At 72.2% G+C, this 25,411-nt stretch carries 24 protein-coding genes; 13 read left to right on the top strand and 11 right to left on the bottom strand.

What is annotated here, in order from left to right:
• Window positions 1–10 precede the first annotated feature (10 nt).
• Window positions 11–1,780: a BACON domain-containing protein gene (locus tag OG386_RS20405; protein WP_328789347.1), complete on the bottom strand. Its 1,770-nt coding sequence runs from the start codon at window positions 1,778–1,780 to the stop codon at window positions 11–13.
• Between the two features lie 492 nt (window positions 1,781–2,272).
• On the opposite strand from OG386_RS20405, the gene radA reads away from it, so the two are divergent.
• Together radA and disA are read left to right on the top strand one after the other, a co-directional pair.
• The gene (gene radA / locus OG386_RS20410) at window positions 2,273–3,685 is read left to right on the top strand and encodes a DNA repair protein RadA (RefSeq protein ID WP_327383940.1); all 1,413 of its coding nucleotides are present in this window, start codon (window positions 2,273–2,275) and stop codon (window positions 3,683–3,685) included.
• A 263-nt stretch (window positions 3,686–3,948) separates the two neighbouring features.
• Window positions 3,949–5,073 (top strand): DNA integrity scanning diadenylate cyclase DisA, encoded by a 1,125-nt coding sequence (gene disA / locus OG386_RS20415; RefSeq protein WP_266603467.1) that lies wholly within the window; start codon window positions 3,949–3,951, stop codon window positions 5,071–5,073.
• Between the two features lie 201 nt (window positions 5,074–5,274).
• On the opposite strand, the gene OG386_RS20420 is transcribed toward disA, so the two are convergent.
• Window positions 5,275–6,093, bottom strand: a complete 819-nt coding sequence (locus tag OG386_RS20420; RefSeq protein ID WP_328789348.1) for a hypothetical protein — start codon at window positions 6,091–6,093, stop codon at window positions 5,275–5,277.
• Window positions 6,094–6,253: 160 nt separating this feature from the next.
• Between OG386_RS20420 and OG386_RS20425 the strand changes: the two genes are divergently transcribed.
• The 7 genes from OG386_RS20425 to OG386_RS20455 all read left to right on the top strand — a co-directional run bounded on the left by OG386_RS20425 (window position 6,254) and on the right by OG386_RS20455 (window position 12,675).
• Window positions 6,254–6,880, top strand: a complete 627-nt coding sequence (locus OG386_RS20425) for a phosphatase PAP2 family protein (RefSeq protein ID WP_328789349.1) — start codon at window positions 6,254–6,256, stop codon at window positions 6,878–6,880.
• A gap of 23 nt (window positions 6,881–6,903) precedes the next feature.
• Window positions 6,904–7,881, top strand: coding sequence for an A/G-specific adenine glycosylase (locus tag OG386_RS20430; protein WP_328789350.1), 978 nt, complete (start codon window positions 6,904–6,906; stop codon window positions 7,879–7,881).
• 184 nt (window positions 7,882–8,065) lie between these two features.
• Window positions 8,066–8,626 (top strand): SigE family RNA polymerase sigma factor, encoded by a 561-nt coding sequence (locus OG386_RS20435; protein WP_327383944.1) that lies wholly within the window; start codon window positions 8,066–8,068, stop codon window positions 8,624–8,626.
• Window positions 8,627–8,661: 35 nt separating this feature from the next.
• Window positions 8,662–9,294 carry a hypothetical protein gene (locus OG386_RS20440; RefSeq protein ID WP_327383946.1) on the top strand — a complete coding sequence of 211 codons (633 nt, stop codon included), beginning with the start codon at window positions 8,662–8,664 and terminating at the stop codon, window positions 9,292–9,294.
• Between the two features lie 29 nt (window positions 9,295–9,323).
• The gene (cseB, locus tag OG386_RS20445) at window positions 9,324–10,037 is read left to right on the top strand and encodes a two-component system response regulator CseB (protein WP_328789351.1); all 714 of its coding nucleotides are present in this window, start codon (window positions 9,324–9,326) and stop codon (window positions 10,035–10,037) included.
• Window positions 10,034–11,353 (top strand): two-component system sensor histidine kinase CseC, encoded by a 1,320-nt coding sequence (gene cseC, locus OG386_RS20450; protein WP_328789352.1) that lies wholly within the window; start codon window positions 10,034–10,036, stop codon window positions 11,351–11,353. The genes cseB and cseC overlap by 4 nt, the downstream gene beginning before the upstream one ends.
• A gap of 80 nt (window positions 11,354–11,433) precedes the next feature.
• The gene (locus OG386_RS20455) at window positions 11,434–12,675 is read left to right on the top strand and encodes a LamG-like jellyroll fold domain-containing protein (RefSeq protein ID WP_328789353.1); all 1,242 of its coding nucleotides are present in this window, start codon (window positions 11,434–11,436) and stop codon (window positions 12,673–12,675) included.
• Between the two features lie 81 nt (window positions 12,676–12,756).
• Here OG386_RS20455 and OG386_RS20460 read toward each other — a convergent pair whose 3' ends face one another.
• Window positions 12,757–13,350, bottom strand: coding sequence for a M23 family metallopeptidase (locus tag OG386_RS20460; protein WP_328789354.1), 594 nt, complete (start codon window positions 13,348–13,350; stop codon window positions 12,757–12,759).
• A 667-nt stretch (window positions 13,351–14,017) separates the two neighbouring features.
• The gene (locus OG386_RS20465) at window positions 14,018–16,543 is read right to left on the bottom strand and encodes an ATP-dependent Clp protease ATP-binding subunit (RefSeq protein ID WP_328789355.1); all 2,526 of its coding nucleotides are present in this window, start codon (window positions 16,541–16,543) and stop codon (window positions 14,018–14,020) included.
• A 462-nt stretch (window positions 16,544–17,005) separates the two neighbouring features.
• On the opposite strand from OG386_RS20465, the gene OG386_RS20470 reads away from it, so the two are divergent.
• Complete coding sequence (locus OG386_RS20470; RefSeq protein WP_328789356.1) at window positions 17,006–17,638, top strand: SCO3374 family protein; 633 nt, start codon at window positions 17,006–17,008, stop codon at window positions 17,636–17,638.
• A gap of 4 nt (window positions 17,639–17,642) precedes the next feature.
• On the opposite strand, the gene OG386_RS20475 is transcribed toward OG386_RS20470, so the two are convergent.
• From OG386_RS20475 to OG386_RS20505, 7 genes are all read right to left on the bottom strand, one after another.
• Entirely contained in the window at window positions 17,643–17,978 is a 336-nt protein-coding gene (locus OG386_RS20475) for a histone-like nucleoid-structuring protein Lsr2 (protein WP_328789357.1), read from the bottom strand.
• Window positions 17,979–18,143: 165 nt separating this feature from the next.
• Window positions 18,144–18,674 (bottom strand): amino-acid N-acetyltransferase, encoded by a 531-nt coding sequence (locus OG386_RS20480; RefSeq protein WP_327383957.1) that lies wholly within the window; start codon window positions 18,672–18,674, stop codon window positions 18,144–18,146.
• Between the two features lie 11 nt (window positions 18,675–18,685).
• The gene (locus OG386_RS20485; RefSeq protein WP_266603444.1) at window positions 18,686–19,138 is read right to left on the bottom strand and encodes a BlaI/MecI/CopY family transcriptional regulator; all 453 of its coding nucleotides are present in this window, start codon (window positions 19,136–19,138) and stop codon (window positions 18,686–18,688) included.
• 101 nt (window positions 19,139–19,239) lie between these two features.
• Window positions 19,240–19,407, bottom strand: coding sequence for a hypothetical protein (locus tag OG386_RS20490; RefSeq protein ID WP_030009899.1), 168 nt, complete (start codon window positions 19,405–19,407; stop codon window positions 19,240–19,242).
• A gap of 14 nt (window positions 19,408–19,421) precedes the next feature.
• Entirely contained in the window at window positions 19,422–20,015 is a 594-nt protein-coding gene (locus OG386_RS20495; protein WP_328789358.1) for a hypothetical protein, read from the bottom strand.
• Window positions 20,016–20,082: 67 nt separating this feature from the next.
• Window positions 20,083–20,268, bottom strand: coding sequence for a DUF397 domain-containing protein (locus OG386_RS20500; RefSeq protein WP_030727059.1), 186 nt, complete (start codon window positions 20,266–20,268; stop codon window positions 20,083–20,085).
• 240 nt (window positions 20,269–20,508) lie between these two features.
• Window positions 20,509–21,639, bottom strand: a complete 1,131-nt coding sequence (locus OG386_RS20505) for a threonine aldolase family protein (RefSeq protein WP_328789359.1) — start codon at window positions 21,637–21,639, stop codon at window positions 20,509–20,511.
• 111 nt (window positions 21,640–21,750) lie between these two features.
• Between OG386_RS20505 and OG386_RS20510 the strand changes: the two genes are divergently transcribed.
• From OG386_RS20510 to OG386_RS20520, 3 genes are read left to right on the top strand one after another with little or no spacing between them, the layout of a single operon-like run.
• Window positions 21,751–22,662, top strand: a complete 912-nt coding sequence (locus tag OG386_RS20510) for a Rossmann-like and DUF2520 domain-containing protein (protein ID WP_328789360.1) — start codon at window positions 21,751–21,753, stop codon at window positions 22,660–22,662.
• Window positions 22,659–23,663 (top strand): pantoate--beta-alanine ligase, encoded by a 1,005-nt coding sequence (gene panC / locus OG386_RS20515; protein ID WP_328789361.1) that lies wholly within the window; start codon window positions 22,659–22,661, stop codon window positions 23,661–23,663. Before OG386_RS20510 ends, panC begins: the two co-directional genes overlap by 4 nt.
• Complete coding sequence (locus OG386_RS20520; protein ID WP_328789362.1) at window positions 23,660–25,411, top strand: L-aspartate oxidase; 1,752 nt, start codon at window positions 23,660–23,662, stop codon at window positions 25,409–25,411. The genes panC and OG386_RS20520 overlap by 4 nt, the downstream gene beginning before the upstream one ends.

The following is a 25,411-nucleotide window of genomic DNA, read 5'->3' on the forward strand; positions in this document are numbered from 1 at the left end:
CTCTGGCCCCTCACGGTCCCGGCGATGCCGACGGGGCCGGGTCCGGGGCGGGGGAAACCGTTCCGCCCGAGCCCTCCGTCGGGGACGGCTCGGGCGTCGGGGACGGCGGCGGGATCGTCGGCTCCGTCGGGGACGGCGACGGGGTGGACGGTTGCGTCGGGTCCGGCGAGGGGGCCGGGGTCGCGGGCCGCGTCGGGTCCGGGGTGGGCGCCGGCGTCGTCGCGGGGCGGCCGCGGCCCTGGATGGAGACCACCGCGCCGCTCGGGTCGACCCCGACGCGGGCCGTCCAGGCGCCGACGGGCTGGCCCTCCGGATCCACGGTGATCCGTAGGGTGACCGATTCTCCTGGGGCCAGCGTGCCCGCGGTGCGGCTCGCGCGCAGCCAGGGGCCGTCGGACCAGAGCCGCCAGTCCACGGGGGCGCCGCCGGAGGCGGTGAGGGTGAGCAGGGTGACGGCGCCCTGCGCGGACGCGGCCACGGTGAGGCGGCCGGCGCCGCCGGGGTGGTCGGGGGTCGCGGGCGGGCCGGTGCTGATGACTTCGACGGAGACGTCGGAGGTGGTGTCGCTCTGGGCGAAGCCGGGGCCGCTGGTGGTGGTGGCTGCGTTCCCGGTGTTCTCGTAGGCGGTCAGCGGGCGGCCGTCGGTCCGCGCGGTCGGGAGCTCGGACTCGCTGGCCGAGATGCGGGTGGCGTCGCCGCCGGGCTCGCCGGCGTCGGGTCCGCCCCGGTACGCCGCCCACAGCGCCAGGACCGGGGCGGCGACGACGGTGGCGACCACGGTGGTGGTCACCACCCGGGCGCGCAGCCGGTCCCGGCGGGCCGCACGGTCCTTCGGGTCCATGGGGAAGCCGCTGCGGTCGAAGCGGGGGGCGGGCCCCCGGCCACGGCCCCGGCCGGAGCGGACCATCGCGGCGTGGACGGCGGTGCGAGGGGCCGGTACGAGGGGCAGCGCGGCGGTGTTGAGGCCGCCGGAGCCGGGCCAGGGACCCGCGGCGCCCACGCGTTCGGCGACGCGCCGACATCGGGGGCAGTCGTCGACGTGGCGGACGAGCTCGGCCCGCAGGGTGCTGGAGAGCAGGACGTTGCCGTCGCCGTCGTCGCCGGTGAGCCGGGAGACGCTGGGGCAGTTGCCGGTCTCGACGACGGCGAGGGCGGCGCGGGTGCGTTCCACCTCGCAGGCGGCGCCGGAGAGCAGCTCGCGGGCCGCGGCCGCGGGGGTGCCGAGGACGGCGGCGAGTTCGGGGACGCCGAGCCGGTGGCGTACGGCGAGTTCGAGGGCCTCGCGCTGCTCGGGCGTGGTGCCGGCGGCTTCGGGCCAGGCGAGCCGGGCCAGCTCCGTACGGCGGTAGGCGCTCACGTCAAGGGGCCGGTGGGAGTCCTGGCCACGGTCGGGTGACGTGGCCTCACCCGGATCAACCGGCGCACGGTCACGCTGGGCATGCTCCGGCGCACGCCGAGCGGAGTGCGCTCCCTGGCGCGCGCGCCGCTGCTCGGCCAGCCGGTGCAGGCAGCCCCAGCGGGCGAGTGCGTAGAGCCAGGCGCGCCGGTCCCCCTCGTCGGGGCAGCGGCCGGGATGCCGCTCGGCCACGGCGAGGACGTCCCCGAGCACGTCGGTCGCGGTGTCGTGGTCGCACAGGACCGACAGGCAGTACGTGAACAGGCCGTCCAGGTACGGCTCGTGCCGGAACGGCGGCGGCTGCTCGGCCCCGTGGGGCGCGCGCCCGTGCGCCCGGTGTGCGCCGGTGTGCGCTGAGGAGTGTGCCTGGCTGCTGCTGTTCACCTGGCGACCGTAGGCGGCGCGCTGGTGAGGCCTTGGAAGCCTTCGCCACTTTTAGCCCTTACGGGTGAACAGATCGCTGAGGCGCTGACGCATGCCCTGACGTGGTCGGACCGGCAGGCCCGGCCGACGTGGTCCCGCGGGACCCACGAGGCCGGCGGGACCCGCAGCACTAACGGGATCCGGAGGACCAACGGGACCTCGTACCCCTCCCGGGAGGAGGAGCGCGAGCTCCAACCCGCGCGGGCGAAGAACGCGGCGAGGTCTCCGGCGGGGCGGTGGCCGGGGAAGAGCCCCGCCCCATCCACCACACCCGCGACATCCACGACATCCGCGACGGCCGACACATCCGCGACGGCCGCGCCGATCACGTCGGTGTCGAAGGGGGATCCCCCGTCGGACGGGCCCCTGAGGACACCCTCGCAGCGCGGCGGCCACCGCCCGCGATCGGGACCCCGGTCCGGTCTGTCGGTGCGGGCGGCTACCGTGAACCGCATGGCTGCCCGCACCGCTCGTTCATCCGCAAAGGACCGGCCGTCCTACCGCTGCACCGACTGCGGCTGGACGACCGCGAAGTGGCTCGGCCGCTGTCCCGAATGCCAGGCCTGGGGCACCGTCGAGGAAATGGGCGCGCCCGCCGTGCGGACCACCGCCGCCGGCCGGGTCTCGACCGCCGCCCTGCCGATCGCGCAGGTCGACGGCCGGACCGCGACCGCCCGCAGCACCGGCGTGGACGAGCTGGACCGCGTCCTCGGCGGCGGGCTCGTGCCCGGCGCCGTCGTGCTGCTCGCCGGCGAGCCCGGCGTCGGCAAGTCGACCCTGCTGCTGGACGTCGCGGCGAAGGCGGCCAGTGACGAGCACCGCACGCTGTACGTGACGGGCGAGGAGTCGGCCAGCCAGGTGCGCCTGCGGGCCGACCGGATCAACGCCCTCAGCGATCACCTCTACCTCGCCGCCGAAACCGACCTGTCCGCCGTCCTCGGCCATCTCGACGCCGTGAAGCCGTCCCTGCTGATCCTGGACTCCGTACAGACCGTCGCCTCCCCCGAGATCGACGGTGCGCCCGGCGGCATGGCCCAGGTGCGCGAGGTGGCCGGAGCGCTGATCCGCGCCTCCAAGGAGCGCGGGATGGCCACCCTCCTCGTCGGCCACGTGACCAAGGACGGAGCCATCGCCGGTCCCCGACTGCTGGAGCACCTCGTCGACGTGGTGCTGAGCTTCGAGGGCGACCGGCACGCCCGGCTGCGGCTGGTGCGCGGCATCAAGAACCGGTACGGGGCCACCGACGAGGTCGGCTGCTTCGAGCTGCACGACGAGGGGATCACCGGACTCGCCGATCCGAGCGGGCTGTTCCTGACCCGGCGGGCCGAGGCCGTTCCGGGCACCTGCCTGACGGTGACCCTGGAGGGGAAGCGTCCGCTGGTCGCCGAGGTGCAGGCGCTGACCGTGGACTCCCAGATCCCCTCCCCCCGGCGCACGACCTCGGGCCTGGAGACCTCGCGCGTGTCGATGATGCTGGCGGTGCTGGAGCAGCGCGGCCGGATCACGGCGCTCGGCAAGCGCGACATCTACAGCGCCACGGTGGGCGGGGTGAAGCTCACCGAGCCGGCCGCCGACCTGGCGATCGCGCTCGCGCTGGCCTCCGCCGCCAGTGACGTCCCGCTGCCGAAGAACCTCGTCGCGATCGGCGAGGTCGGCCTGGCCGGCGAGGTGCGGCGGGTGACCGGCGTTCAGCGGCGGCTCGCGGAGGCGCACCGACTGGGATTCACGCACGCGCTGGTTCCGGCGGATCCGGGGAAGGTACCGGCGGGGATGAAGGTCATCGAGGTGGCCGACATGGGCGACGCGCTACGGGTGTTGCCGCGCGGCCGCTCCCGTACGCCGGCCAAGGAGCGGTCCGCGGAGTAGCGGGCCCGGGGAAGCTTCGAGGGAAGTCCCGGGGGAAGACCCGGGGGAAGCCTCAAGGGAGGGCCCAGGGGGAAGACCCGGGGTCAGGCCCGGGGACGATCCCCTGGTCAGGAGGTCCGTACGGGCCCCGCCCGGGCCCTACCTGGCCAAGCCACGGCGGGGCCGTAGCGCGCGCCGGTAGACTTTGGGCTGGTCCGCCCGGCCGTACGCACGTCCTCGTGCCCGCGACGCTGGGCGGCGCAACCCGCAACCGGAGGAGTGCAGTGGCAGCCAAGGACGGGGCAGCAGCATCCGGAAAGTCGGGTGCGAGCTCCAAGCAGGAGGCCATGATGCGCGCCTCGCTGAGCGCGGTCGCACCTGGTCAGCCGCTGCGTGACGGCTTGGAGCGGATCGTCCGCGGCAACACCGGCGGGCTCATCGTCCTCGGTATGGACAAGAGCGTCGAGGCGATGTGCACCGGCGGCTTCGTCCTGGACGTGGAGTTCACCGCGACCAGGCTGCGCGAGCTGTGCAAGCTCGACGGCGCGCTCATCCTCGACAAGGACATCACCAAGATCCTGCGGGCCGGTGTGCAGCTGGTTCCGGACGCGTCGATCCCGACGGAGGAGACGGGCACGCGCCACCGTACGGCCGACCGCGTCTCCAAGCAGTGCGGCTTCCCGGTGGTGTCGGTGTCGCAGTCGATGCGGCTGATCGCGCTGTACGTGGACGGGGAGCGGCGGGTCCTGGAGGAGTCCGGGGCGATCCTGTCGCGGGCGAACCAGGCGCTGGCCACGCTGGAGCGGTACAAGCTGCGCCTCGACGAGGTCGCGGGCACGCTGTCGGCGCTGGAGATCGAGGACCTGGTCACGGTGCGCGACGTGACGGCGGTCGCGCAGCGGCTGGAAATGGTCCGCCGGATCGCGACCGAGATCGCCGAGTACGTGGTCGAACTGGGCACGGACGGGCGACTGCTGTCGCTGCAGCTGGACGAGCTGACGGTCGGGATCGAGCAGGAGCGGGAGCTGGTCATCCGGGACTACGTGCCGGAACCGACGGCGAAGCGTTCCCGCACGGTGGACGAGGCGCTGGCGGAGCTGGACGCGCTGACGCATCCGGAGCTGCTGGAGCTGCCGATCGTGGCGCGGGCCCTGGGGTACACGGGCTCGCCGGAGACGCTGGACTCTGCGGTGTCGCCGCGCGGGTACCGGCTGCTGGCGAAGGTGCCGCGGCTGCCGGGCGCGATCATCGAGCGGCTCGTGGAGCACTTCGGCGGGCTGCAGAAGCTGCTCGCCGCGAGCGTCGACGACCTGCAGACGGTGGACGGGGTGGGCGAGGCCCGTGCGCGGAGCGTCCGCGAGGGCCTGTCCCGGCTGGCGGAGTCGTCCATCCTGGAGCGATACGTCTAGCCTGCGGCTTTGCTCGGCCGACTGCCCTGGTTCCGCTGCCCGTTCGGCGTGCGCGCCACTGCTGGGGCTCCGCCCCAGACCCGGCGCCTCAACCGCCGGCGGTGCTGACAGTGTGCGCGCCGCTGCCGGGGGCGCTGCCCCCACAGACCCCGCGCCTCAATCGCCGGCGGGGCAGGGAGTGTGCTCGCCGGCGGGGCCGGGTCAGTCCTGCTTGAGGACGAACGAGGTGCGGGCCACCGGCATGCCGGGAGCCTTGACCTCGACCACGTAGGTGTCGGGTGCCGCGGACCCCGCCGGAGGCGTCTGGCACTGGTCGGCCGCGCTGAACTTGCGGTCCCAGTCCAGCGACTGCTTCGTCTCGCCCTGCGCCGGGAGGCGGAAGAAGGCGTTGCCCGCGCCCGCCGGGCAGTCCGCCGAGGACCAGACCGCCTTGCTGCTGCTCGCCTGAAGGATGGTCAGGACGGCCTGCTTCGGGCCGAGGTCGATCTTGCAGGTGGTTCCGGAGGTGTTGCGGGCGACGAGTTCGAGGCGCGGCTTCTCGTTCGCCTCGTACTCGTTCTTCACGCTCTTGACCTCCCACTGCAGCGCGCCCGGCGCGCACGTGGGGAGCGGGGAGTCCGCCGGGACCGCAGCCGGGCCGCCCGCGGCGCCACCGGAACCGGAACCGGAACCTGAGCCCGAGCCGCCGTTCGAGCCCGTACCGCCGCCCGGTTCGCCGTTCTTGCCCCCGCCGCCCGTGGAGCCTCCCCCGGAGCCGGTGTTCCCGCCGCTGCCCGACTCGGGGCGCCCGCCGGGGGCCGCGCTGATCGCGGGTCCGGTACCGGCCGGACCCGGGGTGATCGAGGTGACGGGGTCGGGGCCCGCCTGGCCCTTTCCGTTCGTACTCGTCCTCCCCCCACCGGAACTGACGGTCCATACGGCGAGGAGCGCGAGGAGCGCGACAACGGAAGCCAGCACAGCCCTCCGTCGCCAGTAGATGGAGGAGGGGAGCGGCCCGACCGGATTGCGCAGAGATCCCACGGACGGAACTTTACGAGAGTTCGCGACCCGATCAGTGCCCCACATGCCGCGCAGAGGACTTGATTTGCCGATGATCATCCTGCGGGCGCAATCGAAGGCGTCGAGATCCGGCCAAAGGGTTGATGCGGAGATTAATCCGCTTTGAGTACGTTCGGTGAGCATGTACAGCTCCGACAGCTTCGGCCTCTACCGCGCCATCACCGATTTCGCCCATCGGACACCCTCATGGGTGCAATCGGCCGTCGCGATCTGGACGACGTACGGGCTCCTCCTCTTCGGGGTGCTGTTCGCGGCCGTCTGGTGGCGCTCGCGCGGGCGGGGCGCCGCCCGGCCGGTGGCGCTGGCCCTGCTCGCGCCGGTGGCGACCGCCGTGGCGTACGGCGCGTCGGAGTTCGTGAAGCACACGGTGGACGAGGAGCGGCCCTGCCGCGCCGTCGTCGGAGCCGCGGCCCCGCTGGTGCCGTGCCCGGGGCCCGGCGACGGGTCGTTCCCCAGCAACCACGCGGCCCTCGCGGGCGCCGCCGCCGTGGCGCTGACCTTGGCGGTGCGCCGGCTCGCGCCGCTGACCGTGCCGCTCGCGCTGCTGATGGCCTTCTCCCGGGTCTTCGTCGGCGTGCACCACCCGCACGACGTGGCGTTCGGCCTGCTGCTCGGCGGTGCGGTCGCCGCCCTCGCCGTCCTCGCGCTCACCGGTCCGACGGGTGCGGTCGTCACCGCCGCGCGGGCGGGCGGCATCCCGGCCGTCATCTGGTTCACCGGTCGCGGTCCGGCGCGCCGAGCGAAGTGAAACGTGCCAGGATGCCGTCTGCCATGACTGCATCTCCCGCTTCCTCCACGGCCGTATCCCCCGACTCCTCCCACGCGCTGCACTCCCCCGTGATCGCGTGGTTCGACGAGCACGCCCGCGACCTGCCCTGGCGCCGCCCCGAGGCCGGCCCCTGGGGGGTCATGGTCAGCGAGTTCATGCTCCAGCAGACGCCCGTCAACCGGGTCCTGCCGGTCTACGAGCAGTGGCTCGCCCGGTGGCCCCGCCCCGCGGACCTGGCCACCGAGGCCCCCGGCGAAGCCGTACGGGCCTGGGGCCGGCTCGGCTACCCGCGCCGCGCACTGCGGCTGCACGGCGCGGCCATCGCCATAACGGACCGGCACGGGGGCGACGTACCGCAGGACCACGCGCAGCTGCTGGCGCTGCCCGGGATCGGCGAGTACACGGCGGCGGCCGTGGCCTCCTTCGCGTACGGGCAGCGGCACGCCGTCCTCGACACGAACGTCCGCCGGGTCTTCGCGCGCACCGCGACCGGTGTCGAGTACCCGCCGAACGCGACGACCGCCGCCGAACGGCGCCTCGCCCGGGCCCTGCTGCCCGAGGACGAGGGCACCGCGGCCCGCTGGGCGGCGGCCTCGATGGAGCTCGGGGCGCTGGTGTGCACCGCCAAGAGCCCCGACTGCGCGCGTTGTCCGGTGGCCGGGCTGTGCGCGTGGCGGCTCGCCGGGAAGCCGGCGCACGAGGGTCCGCCGCGGCGCGGGCAGACGTACGCCGGTACCGACCGGCAGGTGCGGGGCAAGCTCCTCGCCGTGCTCAGGGAGGCGGTGGGCGCGGTTCCGCAGGCGGTGCTCGACACGGTCTGGGACGAGCCGGTGCAGCGGGCCAGGGCGCTGGACGGGCTGGTGGCCGACGGGCTGGTGGAGCCCTTGGACGGAGGGTTCTACCGGCTCCCGCAGGCCCTCCCCCAGAGCGCCCCCCAGAGCGTTCCCGAGAGCGTTCGGCGGACCGTCCCGCAGTCCTGACCGAAGCTGACTCTGAGATTCCGCTTATTGCCGAGAAACCGCAGCTCACGGGGGTTGTTACACAACCTATGGGTGTCCGTGCGCCCACCGAAGGCTGGCTCGCACAGGCCCGTGACAACCCCTCCGTACCTTCGAATCCGTAGGACACGGGGATGAGCGGTTGGACGGGTGGAGGCGGTCTCAGATGGCGCACAGTGAGGTGCTCGGTTTCGAGGAGTACGTACGCACGCGGCAGGACGCACTGCTGCGCAGTGCCCGACGCCTGGTGCCGGACCCCACGGACGCGCAGGACCTCCTGCAGACCGCGCTGGTGCGCACCTACGGCCGCTGGGACGGCATCGCCGACAAGTCCCTGGCCGACGCCTACCTGCGCCGGGTCATGATCAACACCCGTACGGAGTGGTGGCGCGCCCGCAAGCTCGAAGAGGTCCCCACCGAGCAGCTCCCCGACGCCTCCGTCGAGGACGGCTCCGACCAGCGCGCCGACCGCGCCCTCCTCATGGACATCCTCAAGGTTCTCGCGCCCAAGCAGCGCAGCGTGGTCGTGCTGCGACACTGGGAGCAGATGAGCACCGAGGAAACGGCCGCGGCGCTCGGAATGTCGGCGGGAACCGTGAAGAGCACTCTGCACCGCGCCCTGGCCCGTCTCCGGCAGGAGCTGGAGAGCCGGGACCTGGACATGCGTGCGCTGGAGCGCGGTGACCACACCATGCAGTACGAGGGGCGTGAGCGGTGCGCGGCCTGAACGGCCAACGTTTGTCCGGAGGTTCTCTGGTGCTGATGTCGGCGGGGACGGTCGTCCTCGTCGGCACAGCCGTGTTCGCGGTCGGGTGCGCCACGGGCGGCACCGGCCTGCGCGACGGCGGCCCGGCCCGCACCGAAGCCGTGGCCAAGGCCACGCCCTCGGGGCCCACCCCCGAGGATTCCGCCTCGGCCGCGTCCGGCCGGCCCCTGAAGAAGGTCGACCCCGTCACGCTGCTGATGAAGGACCCCAAGGTCAGCACCGAGGTCAAACGGGACCTCAAGCCCTGCTCGGGCAAGGAGTACCCGGTGGACGTGAGCTACGGGAGGGTCACCGGCGGGCCCGTCGTGGACATCGTGGTGAACGTCCTGTCCTGCGCCGACGCCCTGGGCCGCGGAACCTACGTGTACCGGTCGGACGGAGCCGCGTACGAGAATGTGTTCGCGGACGAACAGCCACCCGTCTACGCGGAGATCGACCGGGGCGACCTGGTGGTCACGAAGCAGGTCTACGGAAAGAGCGACGCGCTCGCCTATCCGTCGGGCGAGGACGTGATCACGTACCGCTGGAACGGGGAGAAGTTCACCGAGCAGGACCGAGTTCACTCGGAGTACAGCAACGTGGTCGACGGCAGCGTCCAGCCCGCACCGGCCACGAGTCAGAAGAACTGAGCACAGAAGAACCGAGGCGAGGCTCCCGCATGGCCGAGACCCATGTCCTGTTCGTGGAGGACGACGACGTCATCCGTGAGGCCACGACCCTGGCGCTGGAGCGCGACGGGTTCGTGGTCACGGCCATGCCCGACGGCTTGTCCGGACTGGAGTCCTTCCGCGCGGACCGGCCCGACATCGCCCTGCTGGACGTGATGGTGCCGGGCATGGACGGCGTGAGCCTGTGCCGCCGCATCCGCGACGAGTCCACCGTCCCGGTGATCATGCTCTCCGCGCGCGCCGACTCCATCGACGTGGTGCTGGGCCTGGAGGCCGGCGCCGACGACTACGTCACCAAGCCCTTCGACGGGTCCGTGCTCGTGGCCCGGATCCGCGCGGTGCTGCGCCGCTTCGACCACTCCGGCGGCGCACAGAACGGCGGAGGCAACGCGGCCGACAACGGCTCGGACCCCGAGCGCGGGGTGCTCTCCTTCGGCGACCTGGAGGTGGACACCGAGGGCATGGAGGTCCGCCGGGCGGGCGCCGCCGTGGCCCTGACACCGACCGAAATGAGACTGCTGCTGGAGTTCTCCTCCGCACCCGGCACCGTGCTGTCGCGCGACCGCCTGCTGGAGCGGGTCTGGGACTACGACTGGGGCGGCGACACCCGCGTCGTGGACGTCCACGTCCAGCGGCTGCGCACCAAGATCGGCCAGGACCGGATCGAAACGGTCCGGGGCTTCGGATACAAGCTCAAGGCATGAGACGGTTCACCTTCCGCACGGGGATCCGCTGGAAGATCACGGTCGCCATCGCCTCCGTGGGCGCCCTCGTCACGATCGCGCTGAGCCTGGTGGTGCACAGCGCTGCCCGCGTGTCGATGCTCGAGAGCGCCCGCGAAGTGCAGCTGGAGCGCGTGCAGTTCATCTCCCGCAACGCCGATGCCGGGCGCAAGCCGCCCATGGGCGCCAAGCTCAACGATCCCGAACTGCCCGCCGAACTGCGGCACAAGGCGCAGTCGGGCCGGCGCGGGACCTACGTCCAGGAGCGGCCGCACGGGGGACTGCCCGAGGTGTGGGCCGCCGTGCCGCTCGGGAACGGGCAGGTCCTGTCGCTGCACACGCCGTTCCGGGAGAGCACCAATCTGCTCCCCGACCTGGACCGGGCCCTGGTCATCGGCGGCCTGTCCGCCGTGATCGGCGGCTCGGCGCTCGGCGTGCTCATCGGCGGGCAGATCTCGCGCCGGCTGCGCAAGGCCGCGGCCGCCTCGCAGCGGGTGGCGCACGGCGATCCCGACGTACGCGTACGGGATGCGGTCGGCGGTGTCGTGCGCGATGAGACGGACGACCTCGCGCGGGCCGTGGATGCCATGGCGGACGCCCTCCAGCAGCGGCTGGAGGCCGAGCGGCGGGTCACCGCGGACATCGCGCACGAACTGCGGACTCCGGTGACGGGCCTGCTCACAGCGGCGGAACTGCTGCCTCCGGGGCGGCCGACGGAGCTGGTGCGGGACCGGGCCCAGGCCCTGCGCGCGCTGGTCGAGGACGTACTGGAGGTGGCCCGGCTGGACAGTGCGTCGGAGCGGGCGGAGCTCCAGGAGGTGGCGCTGGGCGAGTTCGTGAGCCGGCGGGTGGCGTCGCTGATGCCGGAGGCGACCGTACGGGTCGTCGCGGACGAGATCGTCAGCACCGACCCGCGCCGCCTGGAGCGGATCCTGGGGAACCTGCTGGCCAATGCCGCGCGGTACGGGCAGCCGCCGATCCAGGTCGACGTCGAGGGACGGGTCGTACGGGTCCGCGACCACGGGCCGGGCTTCCCCGAGGCGCTGCTGCGCGAGGGGCCGAGCCGCTTCCGCACCGGGTCCACGGACCGCGCGGGTGTGGGGCACGGGCTGGGGCTGACCATCGCGGAGGGCCAGGCGCGGGTGCTGGGCGCCCGGCTGACCTTCCGCAACGTGGCCGCCCGGGGCGGCTCGGAGCGTGAGGGCGCGGCTGCGGGCGCGGTGGCGGTCCTGTGGCTGCCGGAACACGCGCCGACGACGACGGGCAGCTTCCCGATCCTCACGCTGCCGCAGGGTTGAACCGGGGCGGGGCGGGCGGGTCGGGCACGACGGGTACCGGGCGGTATCCGCCCGGGAGTCCGTGACTTAGCATCCGTGGCATGACCGACGGTACGAATCCCCCGAGCCACCCGCAGCCCGAGCCCGCCCCCGGGAGCGGCGGATACGGGTTCCCGCCGGGACCGCCCGCGCAGGGCGGCTACGGCCACCCGACCCCGTCCGCCGGCTACGGCTACCCGCAGGCGGGGCAGCAGCCGAACCCCTACCAGCAGGACGCGGGGGCCGGTTACCCACAGGACGCAGGAGGCGGATACCAGCAGGACGCGGGAAGCGGATACCCGCAGGACGTGGGAGGCGGATACCAGCAGGACGCGGGAGGCGGTCAGTGGGCTACGGCCCCGGCCCAGCCGGGCTTCACGAGGCTGGCCGGTCCGGACCTGCCCGGCGCTTCGCAGCAGCCGGACTGGGAGGCCATGGCCGACCGCTCCGCGGCCGAGCGGCGCAAGAAGCGGCTGTGGACGCTGGGCGGCGGGGTGACCGTGCTCGCGCTGCTGGCCGGCGGGGGAACGTTCTTCCTGCTGGGCGGCGACGAGGACGGACAGGACGCCCAGCCCTCGAACTCGGCCTCAGCCTCGCCCGAGCCGGATGACGCGAAGGGGCCCGCCGCCTACACCGCGACCGTCGCGGGCGACGACACCCTGCTGCGCGACAGTTACGGCAGCATGGGGATCCGGCTCGGCGCCGACCTCAAGGTCGGCCCGCTGGGCAAGCGCTTCCAGGTCATCGGCAAGGGCAACGGGAACTCGTGGGGGCAGTCCGCCGAACCGGTCGTGGACGTGACCAAGAGCTTCACCGTCACGGCCCGCGCCTACAACTCCGCCGCCAAGGGCTCCCGGATCATCATGAGCCAGGGTGACGGGGAGTCGTTCTCCTTCGAGCTCGGCGTGAACGAGGTGAACGGCAAGCAAGCCTGGATCTTCCGCGTGCAGACGGGCGACAAGGGTGCCGCGGCCACCACGCGGACGGTCACCGCCGAGGGGCTCAACATGGTGAAGACGCCCACGCTGCTGATGGCCACCTACGACGCCGAGAAGAAGGCGATAGCCCTGTACGTGGACGGCAAGAAGGCCGGGGAGACCCCGGTGCCGCCCATCTGGCAGGCCCCGGGTCCGCTCCAGCTCGGCCGGTCCAAGCACCACAACATCTGGACCGGTCCGTGGCAGGGCGCCCTGCACAGCATCAAGACCTACGACATGGCCTTCACGGAGGAGCAGGCCGCCGGGTACAAGGAGGGCAAGCTCGAACCATCGCCGAAGCCGACCCATGCCTGGCTGCTCACCTGATCGGTGAGCAGGGCGGGTCGGCCGGTACGACGGGTGCCGCGGGCGTACGGCGGGTGCTGCTGGTGCTGCGGTCGGGACGGGTCAGACGGTGACGCCGTTGCTGCGCAGGAAGGCGACCGGGTTGACGGCCGAGCCGTAGTTCGGGGTGGTGCGGATCTCGAAGTGCAGGTGCGGGCCGCTGGAGTTGCCGGTGTTGCCGGACAGGGCGATCCGCTGCGAGGCGTTGACCTTCTGGCCGATCTTGACCTGGATCTTCGAGAGGTGCGCGTACTGCGAGTACGTGTTGTTGGCGTGCTTGATCACGATGGCGTTGCCGTACGCGGGGCCGTCGCCGCCGCCGTTCGGGCCCGCCTTGACGACGGTGCCGGCGGCCGCGGCCTTGACCTGGGTGCCGACCGGGACGGCGAAGTCCTGACCGGAGTGCTTGTGGGACCACATGTTGCCGCCCTTGCCGAAGGTCGCGGACAGCGTGTACTTCTCCAGCGGCTTGTCCCAGAGACCGGTCTTCGAGGCGCCCGCGGCACCGGCGGCGCCGGCGGTCTTGGCGGCGGGGGCGGTCTGCGGGGCGTCTGCGAACGCGGCGGTCGTGCCCGCCCCGAGGGCCAGCACGGCACCGAGAGCGGTGGTGCCGACAGCGATACGGGTACGACGGGTGTAGACGCGCTTCGCGAACATGTGCAGACCTCCGGGGCCGGGGACAAGGGGGGTTTCACACCTGTGTGAGGCATGAAGTGACCCGGCACGATCGAGCGAGTGCCGGGCTGGCTCATCTTTGGTAACCCGTGCCCCGGGACTTCCCCAAATGTCCCGATTACTAGCGGAACTCGTAGCGACGCCCCTGTGACGTGCCCCGTTGACGGCCCCCTCCAGGGGCGAAGGTCCCGCAGCAGGGCGTTTTGGATCTACGAAACGGCCTAGTACGTCCGTTTTGTCCTGTGCGGCTTGTCACCGGCCCCCACCCCCGTCTGAGGCCCAGGTCACTAGGGGTGTCTTGGCTCGCGATCCCCTCCTCGGCGGCTACAGCGGCCGCCCCTCCTCCGAGATCCGCGCGGAGCTGGCCGCCCTGGCCGAGTCCTTGCCCCGCCGGGACCTGAGCGCGGTGGGTGAGGTGACGGGTGGGGCCCTCACGGGACCTGGAAGGACCGATGGGGCGGCCGGTCCGCTCGGCCGTCCTCCTCGACCTGCGGGGCGCATCCCTCCCCTTCGGCCCCGTCTTCGCCACTCGCTCACGCCCGACGCCGTCGGACCCGTCGGTCCGTCCCGCCACCGCGGGCTCCGATCCAAAAAGGGGCGGCCCCGGAACCTGTTGGTTCCGGGGCCGCCCCTTGGTACTGCGCCGCGCTTACGCGCCCTTCGACAGGTCCGGGCCGGAGCCCGTGGCCTCGATCGGGGGGAGGTCGGGCAGGGCCGACTTCTCCTCGCCGCGGAAGGTGAACTTGGCGTCCTCGCCCTCACCCTCCTTGCCGACGACCACGATCTGACCGGGACGCAGCTCGCCGAAGAGGATCTTCTCCGACAGCATGTCCTCGATCTCGCGCTGGATGGTCCGGCGCAGCGGCCGGGCACCCATGATCGGGTCGTAGCCGCGCTTGGCGAGCAGGAGCTTCGCGTCGCCGCTCAGCTCGATGCCCATGTCGCGGTCCTTCAGGCGCTCGTCGACCTTCGCGATCATCAGGTCGACGATCTGGATGATGTCTTCCTCGGTGAGCTGGTGGAAGACGACCGTGTCGTCGACACGGTTGAGGAACTCGGGCCGGAAGTGCTGCTTGAGCTCTTCGTTGACCTTCGCCTTCATCCGCTCGTAGCCGGTCTTCGTGTCGCCCTGCGCCGCGAAGCCCAGGTTGAAGCCCTTCGAGATGTCCCGGGTACCCAGGTTGGTCGTCATGATGATGACCGTGTTCTTGAAGTCCACGACCCGGCCCTGGGAGTCGGTCAGGCGACCGTCCTCCAGGATCTGGAGAAGGGAATTGAAGATATCCGGGTGGGCCTTCTCGACCTCGTCGAAGAGGACGACGGAGAACGGCTTGCGGCGCACCTTCTCGGTGAGCTGGCCGCCCTCTTCGTAGCCCACGTAGCCGGGGGGCGAACCGAAGAGACGGGAAACCGTGTGCTTCTCGCTGAACTCCGACATGTCGAGGGAGATCAGCGCGTCCTCGTCGCCGAAGAGGAATTCGGCGAGCGTCTTGGAGAGCTCGGTCTTACCGACACCGGACGGGCCGGCGAAGATGAACGAGCCACCCGGGCGCTTCGGGTCCTTCAGACCCGCACGGGTACGACGGATCGCCTGGGAGAGCGCCTTGATGGCGTCCTTCTGGCCGATGACCCGGCGGTGGAGCTCGTCTTCCATGCGGAGCAGTCGCGAGGACTCCTCCTCGGTGAGCTTGAAGACGGGAATGCCGGTCGCGGTCGCGAGGACTTCGGCGATGAGCTCGCCGTCGACCTCGGCGACGACGTCCATGTCGCCGGCCTTCCATTCCTTCTCGCGCTTGGTCTTCGCCGCCAGCAGCTGCTTCTCCTTGTCACGGAGAGACGCCGCCTTCTCGAAGTCCTGGGAGTCGATGGCCGACTCCTTGTCGCGGCGCACGCCCGCGATCTTCTCGTCGAACTCGCGGAGGTCCGGCGGTGCGGTCATCCGGCGGATGCGCATCCGGGAGCCGGCCTCGTCGATCAGGTCGATCGCCTTGTCCGGGAGGAAGCGGTCCGAGATGTACCGGTCCGCCAGCGTCGCCGCCTGGACGAGGGCCTCGTCCGTGATGGAGACGCGGTGGTGGGCCTCGTAGCGGTCGCGCAGGCCCTTGAGGATCTCGATCGTGTGGGGGAGGGAAGGCTCCGCCACCTGGATCGGCTGGAAGCGGCGCTCGAGTGCCGCGTCCTTCTCGAGGTGCTTGCGGTACTCGTCGAGCGTCGTGGCACCGATGGTCTGGAGCTCACCACGGGCCAGCATGGGCTTGAGGATGCTGGCGGCGTCGATCGCGCCCTCGGCGGCGCCCGCACCCACGAGGGTGTGGAGCTCGTCGATGAACAGGATGATGTCGCCGCGGGTGCGGATCTCCTTGAGCACCTTCTTCAGGCGCTCCTCGAAGTCACCGCGGTAGCGGGAACCGGCGACCAGGGCGCCGAGGTCAAGCGTGTAGAGGTGCTTGTCCTTGAGCGTCTCGGGAACCTCGCCCTTGACGATCGCCTGGGCCAGGCCCTCGACGACGGCGGTCTTGCCGACGCCGGGCTCGCCGATGAGGACCGGGTTGTTCTTCGTACGGCGGGACAGCACCTGCATGACCCGCTCGATCTCCTTCTCGCGCCCGATGACCGGGTCGAGCTTGGATTCGCGGGCCGCCTGGGTGAGGTTGCGGCCGAACTGGTCCAGGACGAGCGAGGTCGAGGGCGTGCCCTCGGCCGGGCCGCCGGCCGTGGCCGACTCCTTGCCTCCACCGGTGTAGCCGGAGAGCAGCTGGATGACCTGCTGCCGGACTCGGTTGAGATCGGCGCCCAGCTTCACGAGGACCTGGGCGGCGACGCCCTCGCCCTCGCGGATCAGGCCGAGCAGGATGTGCTCGGTGCCGATGTAGTTGTGGCCGAGCTGGAGGGCCTCTCGGAGCGAAAGCTCCAGGACCTTCTTCGCCCGCGGAGTGAAGGGGATGTGGCCGGACGGGGCCTGCTGCCCCTGACCGATGATCTCCTCAACCTGCTGGCGAACAGCCTCGAGCGAAATCCCGAGGCTCTCCAGGGCCTTAGCGGCGACACCCTCACCCTCGTGGATCAAGCCCAGGAGGATGTGCTCGGTGCCGATGTAGTTGTGGTTGAGCATCCGGGCTTCTTCCTGAGCCAGGACGACAACCCGCCGCGCGCGGTCGGTGAACCTCTCGAACATCGTTTATCGCTCCTCAGAGCGGTCGGGCAGTTCGGGGTCGGTCCCCGCCCTGTCCTTCCGCATGCTAGTCCCGCGGGGCGGGACAGCTCATTCCAACTGCCGACATCCGTCCGCGGCTCACCCCTGCATCAGCGGGAAAACCGGCTTGAAGAGCCGACAACTGCTCCAACTCGATGGTGCGAGACGATGTTCCCGCAGGCCAGGCAGATACCCGTCATGCGTGTACGCCGACGGCGAACGGATGCCCGTCAAATCAGCGTGTCGCCCCGATCCACTAGGAATGTCTTACCCGTAAGGACTGACACTCCATGCCGGCGCCACCGGTTCCCTCCGCTAAGGGCGAACACAGTTGCGCCTCGAATGTGGACTCCGCACTCCACGGACGTTTACGTTCCGCATGGAGATGAGTGCGGTGCGTCACATCGAGCGTAACCCCGCGGCGTTTCCGAAGTTGCTCCGGACATGGCCGTAACCCTCCCGCCGCTCGCCCCGTCGACCGTGCCGCCGCCCCGCCCGGCGCCCGAGGAGGACGCGTACGCCTCCTGGTACCGGAGAGTGCTCGGCTGGACCGTCGTGGGCGGGCCGCCCCCTCAGCTCGCGACCGGGAGCCGGTTCGACGTGCTGGAGCTGCCCTCCGACGCGGGGGCCGCCCTGCTGCGCAGGCCGGTCGCGACGGGCCCGGTGGCCCTCATGGGGCGCCGGATGCGGTTCCTGGTGGCCGCGGGGAGCGCAGAGGAGCTGGACGGGCTGCTCGACTGGCTGGAGTGGGGCGGGGTCGCCCTCGATCTCGCCGCCCTGGGTGCGGGTGGCCGGATCACCGCCCCGGTGCCGCCGGGGCATTGCGTGCGGGACGGGAGTCCCCGGGGGGCCGCCGTGTGGCTACGGCCCCCCGAGCAGGGGTGCGAGGCACTTCTGCCCGCCCTGTCCGGTCCCGGACAGGGCGCCGGTCCCGGGCGGGTGGGCGCCGGGCCCGATCTCGTGCGCCTGGTCTCCGCGGCGGCGACGGAATGTCACCGCGCGCGGCTCCGGCGCCGTACGCCCCTGCGGAGCGCCGTGGCCGGGCCTCCCTCACGGGCCGGCCGGGTCAGTCCCTGACGGGTCAGCCCCGGTTCTCGTAAGCCTCGCGGATCTCCTGCGGCACGCGACCGCGGTCGTTGACGCTCATGCCCTGGGACTTCGCCCAGGCGCGGATCTCCGCGGTGTCCGGGTTACCGGACGCCACGGCCGCACGGCCCTTGGCGCGTCCGGTGGACGCGCGGCCACCGGTACGCCGGCCGCCCTTGGTGTACGGGTCGAGCAGACCGCGGAGCTTTTCAGCGTTGGCGGTGGTGAGGTCGATCTCGTAGGTCTTGCCATCCAGAGCGAACGTCACCGTCTCGTCCGCCTCGCCGCCGTCGAGGTCGTCGACAAGAAGGACCTGAACCTTCTGTGCCACCGGGATTTCCTTTCATCGAAAAGCAGTACGCGGAAAGGAAACCGCTTTTGCCTGGAAAACACAAACCCCCGGTGAGAGGTTCGAGACCACAACAGGGCGGGAAACGTACGCGATTCGGACATAGGCCACAGGTGCGCGGAGCGCCGGAAAAGCTGAGGCCATCGATCAGAGGTGTAGAAGCATCCGACTGTTGCCCAAGGTGTTCGGCTTCACTCGTTCGAGACCGAGGAACTCGGCGACACCCTCGTCATAGGAACGCAGCAGCTCCATGTAGACATCGGTCTTGACCGGGGTCTCGCCGATCTCGACGAAGCCGTGCTTCGCGAAGAAGTCGACTTCGAAGGTGAGGCAGAAAACCCGGCTCACCCCGAGGGTACGGGCGGTACGCAACAACTGCTCCAGTACCTGATGCCCGACTCCGGCGCCCTTCAAGCCCCGGTCGACGGCGAGAGTGCGTACTTCGGCAAGGTCTTCCCACATCACGTGGAGAGCGCCGCAGCCGACGACCTGGCCGTCGGAGTCGCGTTCCGCGACCCAGAACTCCTGGATGTCCTCGTAAAGGACGACCGGAGCTTTGTCGAGCAGGATCCGCTGCTGCACGTACTGGTCGAGGAGGCGGCGCAGCGCGGGAACATCACGCGTCCGGGCACGGCGGATCGTCACTGTTTCTGCATGTGCAGTGGAAAACTCTCCCATGGCTGCGGACGTTATCGCCCCGGCTCCTGCGGGCGCTCGTCGGACTCCCCTTCGGCCACGGGCGGAGCGGGGGGTTCGGGGGCGGCGTCGGCGCTCGACTCGTCGTCGTACTGGACGACCCGCACGGCGTCCCGGAGCGCTTCCCGCTGTTCCGCGGACATCATGCCGAAGAAGGCCACGAGGGCGGCCGCGGGGTTGTCGCTCGTCGACCAGGCTTCGTTCATCAGTGCGGCCGAGTAGGCGGCGCGGGTGGAGACCGCCGTATATCGATAGGCGCGGCCTTCGGCTTCCCGGCGGACCCAGCCCTTCTGATGGAGATTGTCCATAACGGTCATGACCGTGGTGTACGCGATGGACCGTTCCTGCTGGAGGTCTTCCAGTACTTCTCGCACGGTGACCGGGCGGTTCCACTGCCACACCCGCGTCATGACGGCGTCTTCGAGTTCTCCCAGGGGGCGAGGCACAGCAGCACGATAGTGCGGCTTGTGCTGAATTGCCCGACTATTCGCTCGGCAACGCGCCAGAAAATCGGGCGCACGGCCGGTGAAGCCGCACGCCCCGATGGTTACTTCTGCTGCTGCTGGGTGGCTTCGGCCCGGGCGAGCACGGCATCGACCGCCGCGTCTTCCTTGGCCTTGTTGGAACCGCCCTGGCTCTTCACGATCGTCATGACGAGAGCGATGAAGAACACGGCCATCACGAAGGGGGGCACGAGCGCGGAAACGTAGTCCATGCCCCACAGCGTAGCTACCCGGCGGCCAGCCCGGCCGCCGGGGGCGGAGTGGGCTTGCGGCGCGGCGGGAACACCTCACCAGGGGTCGGAATCGGCCGCTCCGGGCGGGGCGGCTCCTTGGGGTGCGGAGCCGGGCGGGCCGGCGGCTCGTCCTTCTCCTTGCCTCCGGCCAGGGCCAGCAGCCGGGTCCGGGGCGCGGGGGCGGTCGACAGCCGCCGCCGTACGGAGCGCTCCGCGACCGTCCGGACCCGTTCCAGCAGCGCGGCGGCGACCGGATTGGCGCGCAGCGCCCGCAGGGCGGCGAGGTCGTCGGGCTCCGGTTCGTACCCGGCGGCCAGGGCGTCCTGCAGCAGCTCCAGGTAGCCGGAGAGACTGCCGGGCAGGGCGCCCCGGTAGCGGGCGAGGTCCTCGAGGAGGAACGCTCTGAGCCGGCCCGCCTCCTGGACCGCTTCGTCCACCGACTGCGCGAGGCGCAGGCAGTCCTGGACCTCCTCGGCCGCCAGGGGGGCCGAGGAGGACTGAAGGGCGTGGGCGAGGAGGCGCGTGAGCAGGTGCAGCTCAGCGGCGCTGAACGCCATGCCGCCGCGGGATCCGTAGGGCGTGGGCATGGGCCGAAGATACGCACTAATCGGACAAAATCCCCTGATCGCGGGTGCGGCGCGCTCGGCGGGTCCCTCAGCCGGTCTCTTTGACCGCGCGCAGGAAGTCGGCCCAGGCGGCTTGGGTGGTGGCGAGCACGAGGTGGGCGGGGTCGGCGCGGTCGGCGACCTTGACGAGGGCTCCGGGGGCGGTGGCGACGTAGACGCAGGCGTCTCCCTCACTGCAGAACGAGGACTTCCGCCACACGGGCTGAGTGGTCATGGTGTCTCCTTCCGGGCGCGGTGGCCGGTAATTGCCGTCAATGACGGTAACTCCGTGGCCGGCTCGCGCCGGTGCCTTTCGGGAATTCGGTGTTTCGCCGCTTCCCTCCCGGGGGGGCGGGTACCGCTGCGCGGGCTCGTCCCCGCCCCGCCCTTTCGCCGTTTCCCGCGGCTCCGCCCCGGACCCCGCGCCTCACACGCCGGCGGGTCTGGAGGCGCGGGCGAGGCTGGATCGGGTCCCTCAGATGCGGGCCACGAAGGCCGAGACCGCCGCGTGGACGTCGGACTCCGTCCAGGACAGGCCCGGCTGCGTGATTTCCAGTTCCGTCACCGCGAGGCCCGGCGGGCCGTCGGTGGACCAGCGGCGGAAGAGGACCGTCCCCGTCTCCTCGGCCTGCCGCAGGCCCGCCTCCGTCAGCCGGTCCGCCTCGTACGGGAGCCACACCTGGAACTGGTGGGTGTGCGGCTCCTCCGGGTTGATCCGGGCCCACGGGACCCCCGAATCCGCGAACGCCGAGCGCAGCGCCCCGGCCACCACCCGCGCCTGGGCCACGTACGACGGCAGCCGGGGCAGTTCCCGTTCCAGTCCGGCGAGCGCCGAGAGGGCCTGCGGGAACTGCCGGAAGACCTGGCCGCCGTAGCGGTGCCGCCAGACCCGGGTCTCCTCGACGAACTCCCGGGGGCCCGCCAGGGCCGCCCCGCTGAGGCCGCCGAGCGACTTGTAGAAGGAGACGTAGACGGAGTCCGCGAGGCCCGCGATCTCCGGCAGGGTGCGGCCGAAGTGGACGGTGGACTCCCACAGCCGGGCACCGTCGAAGTGGACGACCGCGTCCCGCTCCCGGGCCGCTTCGGTGAGCGCCTCCAGCTCCTCCCAGGTGGGCAGCAGGAAGCCCGCCTCCCGCAGGGGCAGCTCCACCATCAGCGTGCCGAAGGGCTCCCGGAGCGCCTCGACGTCCGCGGCCGACGGCGGGCGGGCCTCCGTGGTCGGGTGCGTCGCCCGCAGCCCGGAGACGACCGACAGGGCGTCCCCCTCCCACCGCTCCGGATGGCTCATCGGGTGCAGGGCCACCACCGGGTTCCCGGTCCGACCCGCCCAGCACCGCAGCGCGATCTGCTGGGCCATGGTGCCGGTGGGGAAGAACGCCGCGTCCTCGGTCCCGAGCAGCTCGGCGACCTTGCTCTCCAGTGCGGTGACGACCCCGTCGCCGTAGACGTCGGCCGGCCCGTCCATGTCGTACGGGGCTTCGGCGAGCGAGCCGAGCAGCTCCCCCACGGTGGGCTCCAGCAGGCTGCGGGACAGCCTCCGCTCCGCCCCGCGCCAAGCCGCGACCAGCCGCTTCGTTCGTTCGGTGTCCTCGCTGTTGTCACTCATGGAGAAGGATCCTCGCTCCCGTCGCCGCCGACCGGCCAACTGCCCCAGGAGCTAGCATGGCGGCGTATCGTCCGGTACCCCCGCGGACTGGAACGGAAGGGCCTCCCCCGCGTGAATTCATCACAGCAGCCACGCCCTGCCCGGCTCGCCGTCGGCGTCGTCGGTGCCGGCCGCGTCGGTCCCGCGCTGGCGTGTGCGCTCCAGCAGGCCGGGCACCGGCCCGTCGCCGTCTCCGGAGTCTCCGACACGTCCGTGCGCCGGGCCGAGCGGATGCTGCCCGACGTGCCGCTCGTACCGCCCGCGCGGGTGCTGGAGCTGGCCGACCTGGTGCTCCTGACCGTCCCCGACGACGCGCTGCCGTCCCTCGTGGAGGGCCTCGCCGAGACCGGTGCGGTCCGACCCGGACAGCTCCTGGTGCACACCTCCGGCCGGTACGGGACCTCCGTGCTCGACCCCGCGCGCCGCGCGGGCGCCCTGCCGCTGGCCCTGCACCCGGCGATGACCTTCACCGGCACCGAGGTCGACGTGCAGCGGCTCGCCGGCTGCTCCTTCGGGGTCACCGCCCCCGAGGAGCTGCGCCTGGCCGCCGAGGCCCTGGTCATCGAGATGGGCGGGGAGCCCGAGTGGATCGCGGAGGAGAACCGTCCGCTCTACCACGCGGCCCTGGCCCTCGGCGCGAACCACCTGGTCACGCTGGTCGCCCAGTCCATGGAACTGCTGGCCAAGGCCGGGGTGGAGCACCCCGACCGGATGCTCGGCCCGCTGCTCGGCGCGGCCCTCGACAACGCCCTGCGCTCCGGTGACGCCGCCCTGACCGGGCCGGTGGCCCGCGGGGACGCCGGTACGGTCAGGGCGCACGTCTCGGAATTGCGCCGGCACGCACCCGGCACGGTCGCCGGCTACCTGGCGATGGCCCGTACGACCGCGGACCGGGCCCTCGCGCACGGTCTGCTCAAGCCCGAACTCGCCGAGGACCTGCTCGGTGTGCTCGCCGACACGGAGTCCGACGGAGGCGACCGGTGACCGACCTGCTGCTGCACACCGCGGAGGAGCTGCACAAGCTGTCGCGCACCGGCCGCCGGGCCGTGGTGATGACCATGGGCGCCCTCCACGAGGGCCACGCCACCTTGATCCGCACGGCCCGCGAGCTGGCCGGGCCCGAGGGACAGGTCGTCGTCACCGTCTTCGTCAACCCCCTGCAGTTCGGGGCGGGCGAGGACCTCGACCGCTATCCCCGCACCCTCGACGCGGACCTGGCGATCGCCGAAGAGGCGGGCGCCGACGCGGTGTTCGCCCCCGCGGTCGACGAGGTCTACCCGGGCGGCGACCCGCAGGTGCGGATCACCGCCGGCCCGATGGGCGAGCGCCTCGAAGGGGCCACCCGCCCCGGGCACTTCGACGGGATGCTGACCGTCGTCGCCAAGCTGCTCCACCTCACCCGCCCCGACCTGGCGCTCTTCGGCCAGAAGGACGCGCAGCAACTGACGCTGATCCGGCGGATGGTGACCGACCTGAACTTCCCCGTCGAGGTGGTCGGCGTACCGACCGTCCGCGAGGAGGACGGGCTCGCGCTGTCGTCCCGCAACCGCTACCTCTCGGCCGCCGAGCGGGGCACCGCCCTGGCCCTGTCGCGCGCCCTGTTCGCCGGCCGCGACCGGCTCGCCGCGCAGGCCGCGCTGCGCGCCCGCGCCGAGGCCTCCCCGGCCAGCGACGAGCGGGCCACCGCCCTGGCCCGCCTCGGCGAGATCCGCGCCTCCGCCGACGCGCACGCCGTCTCGGCAGCCGTCTCCGCGGCCGGCTCCGGGCTGCCGGACGCCGTACGGGCCGCCGCGCTGCACGTCCTGGACGAGGCGGGCCGCCACGAGCCGCCGCTCGTGCTGGACTACCTGGCGCTGGTGGACCCGCTGGACTTCACCGAGACCGGTCAGGACTTCACCGGGCAGGCCGTGCTGGCCGTCGCCGCGAAGGTGGGCTCGACCCGGCTGATCGACAACATCCCATTGGAATTCGGAGCACACTCGTGAGCACCCCAGGCAGAGGCATCCCGTCGGACGGGGCAGGCGAAGGCACCGGCATACGGCTGCACGCTCCGGCCCCCGGCTGGTCCCTCGACGCCGACGTCGTGGTCGTCGGTTCCGGCGTGGCGGGCCTGACCGCCGCGCTGCGCTGCGCCGCCGGGGGCCGCCGTACCGTCGTGGTCACCAAGGCCCGGCTCGACGACGGCTCCACCCGCTGGGCCCAGGGCGGTATCGCCGCGGCCCTCGGCGAGGGCGACACCCCGGAGCAGCACCTCGACGACACGCTGGTCGCCGGTGCGGGCCTGTGCGACGAGGAGGCCGTCCGGCTGCTCGTCACCGAGGGCCCCGACGCGGTACGGCGGCTGATGGCCACCGGCGCGGTCTTCGACACCTCCACGGAGACCGGCGAGATAGAACTGACCCGCGAGGGCGGGCACCACCGCCGCCGGATCGCGCACGCGGGCGGAGACGCCACGGGCGCCGAGATCTCCCGGGCGCTCGTCGAGGCCGTCCAGGCCGCGGGCATCGAGACCGTGGAGAACGCCCTCGTCCTGGACCTGCTGCAAGACGCGCAGGGCCGTACGGCCGGTGTCACCCTGCACGTCATGGGCGAGGGCCAGCACGACGGGGTGGGCGCCGTGCACGCGCCCGCCGTGATCCTCGCGACCGGCGGCATGGGCCAGGTCTTCTCCGCGACCACCAACCCGTCGGTGTCCACCGGTGACGGCGTGGCGCTCGCGCTGCGGGCCGGCGCCGAGGTCTCCGACCTCGAGTTCGTGCAGTTCCACCCGACGGTGCTCTTCCTCGGCCCGGACGCCGAGGGACAGCAGCCGCTGGTGTCGGAGGCGGTCCGGGGCGAGGGCGCGTACCTCGTCGACGCGGACGGCGTGCGCTTCATGCAGGGCCAGCACGAGCTCGCCGAGCTGGCGCCGCGCGACATCGTCGCCAAGGGCATCATGCGCCGCATGCAGGAGCAGGGCGCGCAGCACATGTACCTCGACGCCCGGCACTTCGGCGCGCAGATGTGGGAGCAGCGCTTCCCGACCATCCTGGCCGCCTGCCGTTCCCACGGCATCGACCCGGTGACCGAGCCCATCCCGGTGGCGCCCGCCGCACACTACGCGTCCGGCGGCGTCCGCACCGACCTGCACGGGCGGACCACCGTCCCCGGCCTGTACGCCTGCGGCGAGGTCGCCTGCACCGGTGTGCACGGCGCGAACCGGCTGGCGTCCAACTCGCTGCTGGAGGGTCTGGTCTTCGCCGAGCGGATCGCCGAGGACATCGTCGCCGAGCGGCCCGCGGGCAGCGGCCCGGGCATACCGGTCCCGGCGACCGGCCCGCTGCAGCCCGGCGCGGCCCGGTACGAGGTCCAGCGGATCATGACGGAGGGCGCGGGCGTGCTCCGCTCCGCCGACTCGCTCAGTGCCGCGGCCGACGCCCTCGAAGCGCTGTACGCCACCGCCCTGAACGACCTCGAAGCGCACGGCAAGACCGCCGAGCCGGGCGTGGACACCTGGGAGGCCACGAACCTGCTGTGCGTGGCGCGGGTCCTGGTCGCCGCGGCGCAGCGGCGCGTGGAGACCCGCGGCTGCCACTGGCGCGAGGACCACCCCGAGCGGGACGATGCCCATTGGCGCCGCCACCTCGTCGTCCGGCTCTCGGCGACCGAGAAGCGCGCCCTGGTCGTCGTACCCACCGACTCCGCGGACTTCCCGTCCGTGCACCCCCTGAGCACCCCGAGCCTGGAGCAGTGA

The sequence above is a fragment of the Streptomyces sp. NBC_00273 genome, assembly GCF_036178145.1.
Lineage (GTDB): Bacteria > Actinomycetota > Actinomycetes > Streptomycetales > Streptomycetaceae > Streptomyces.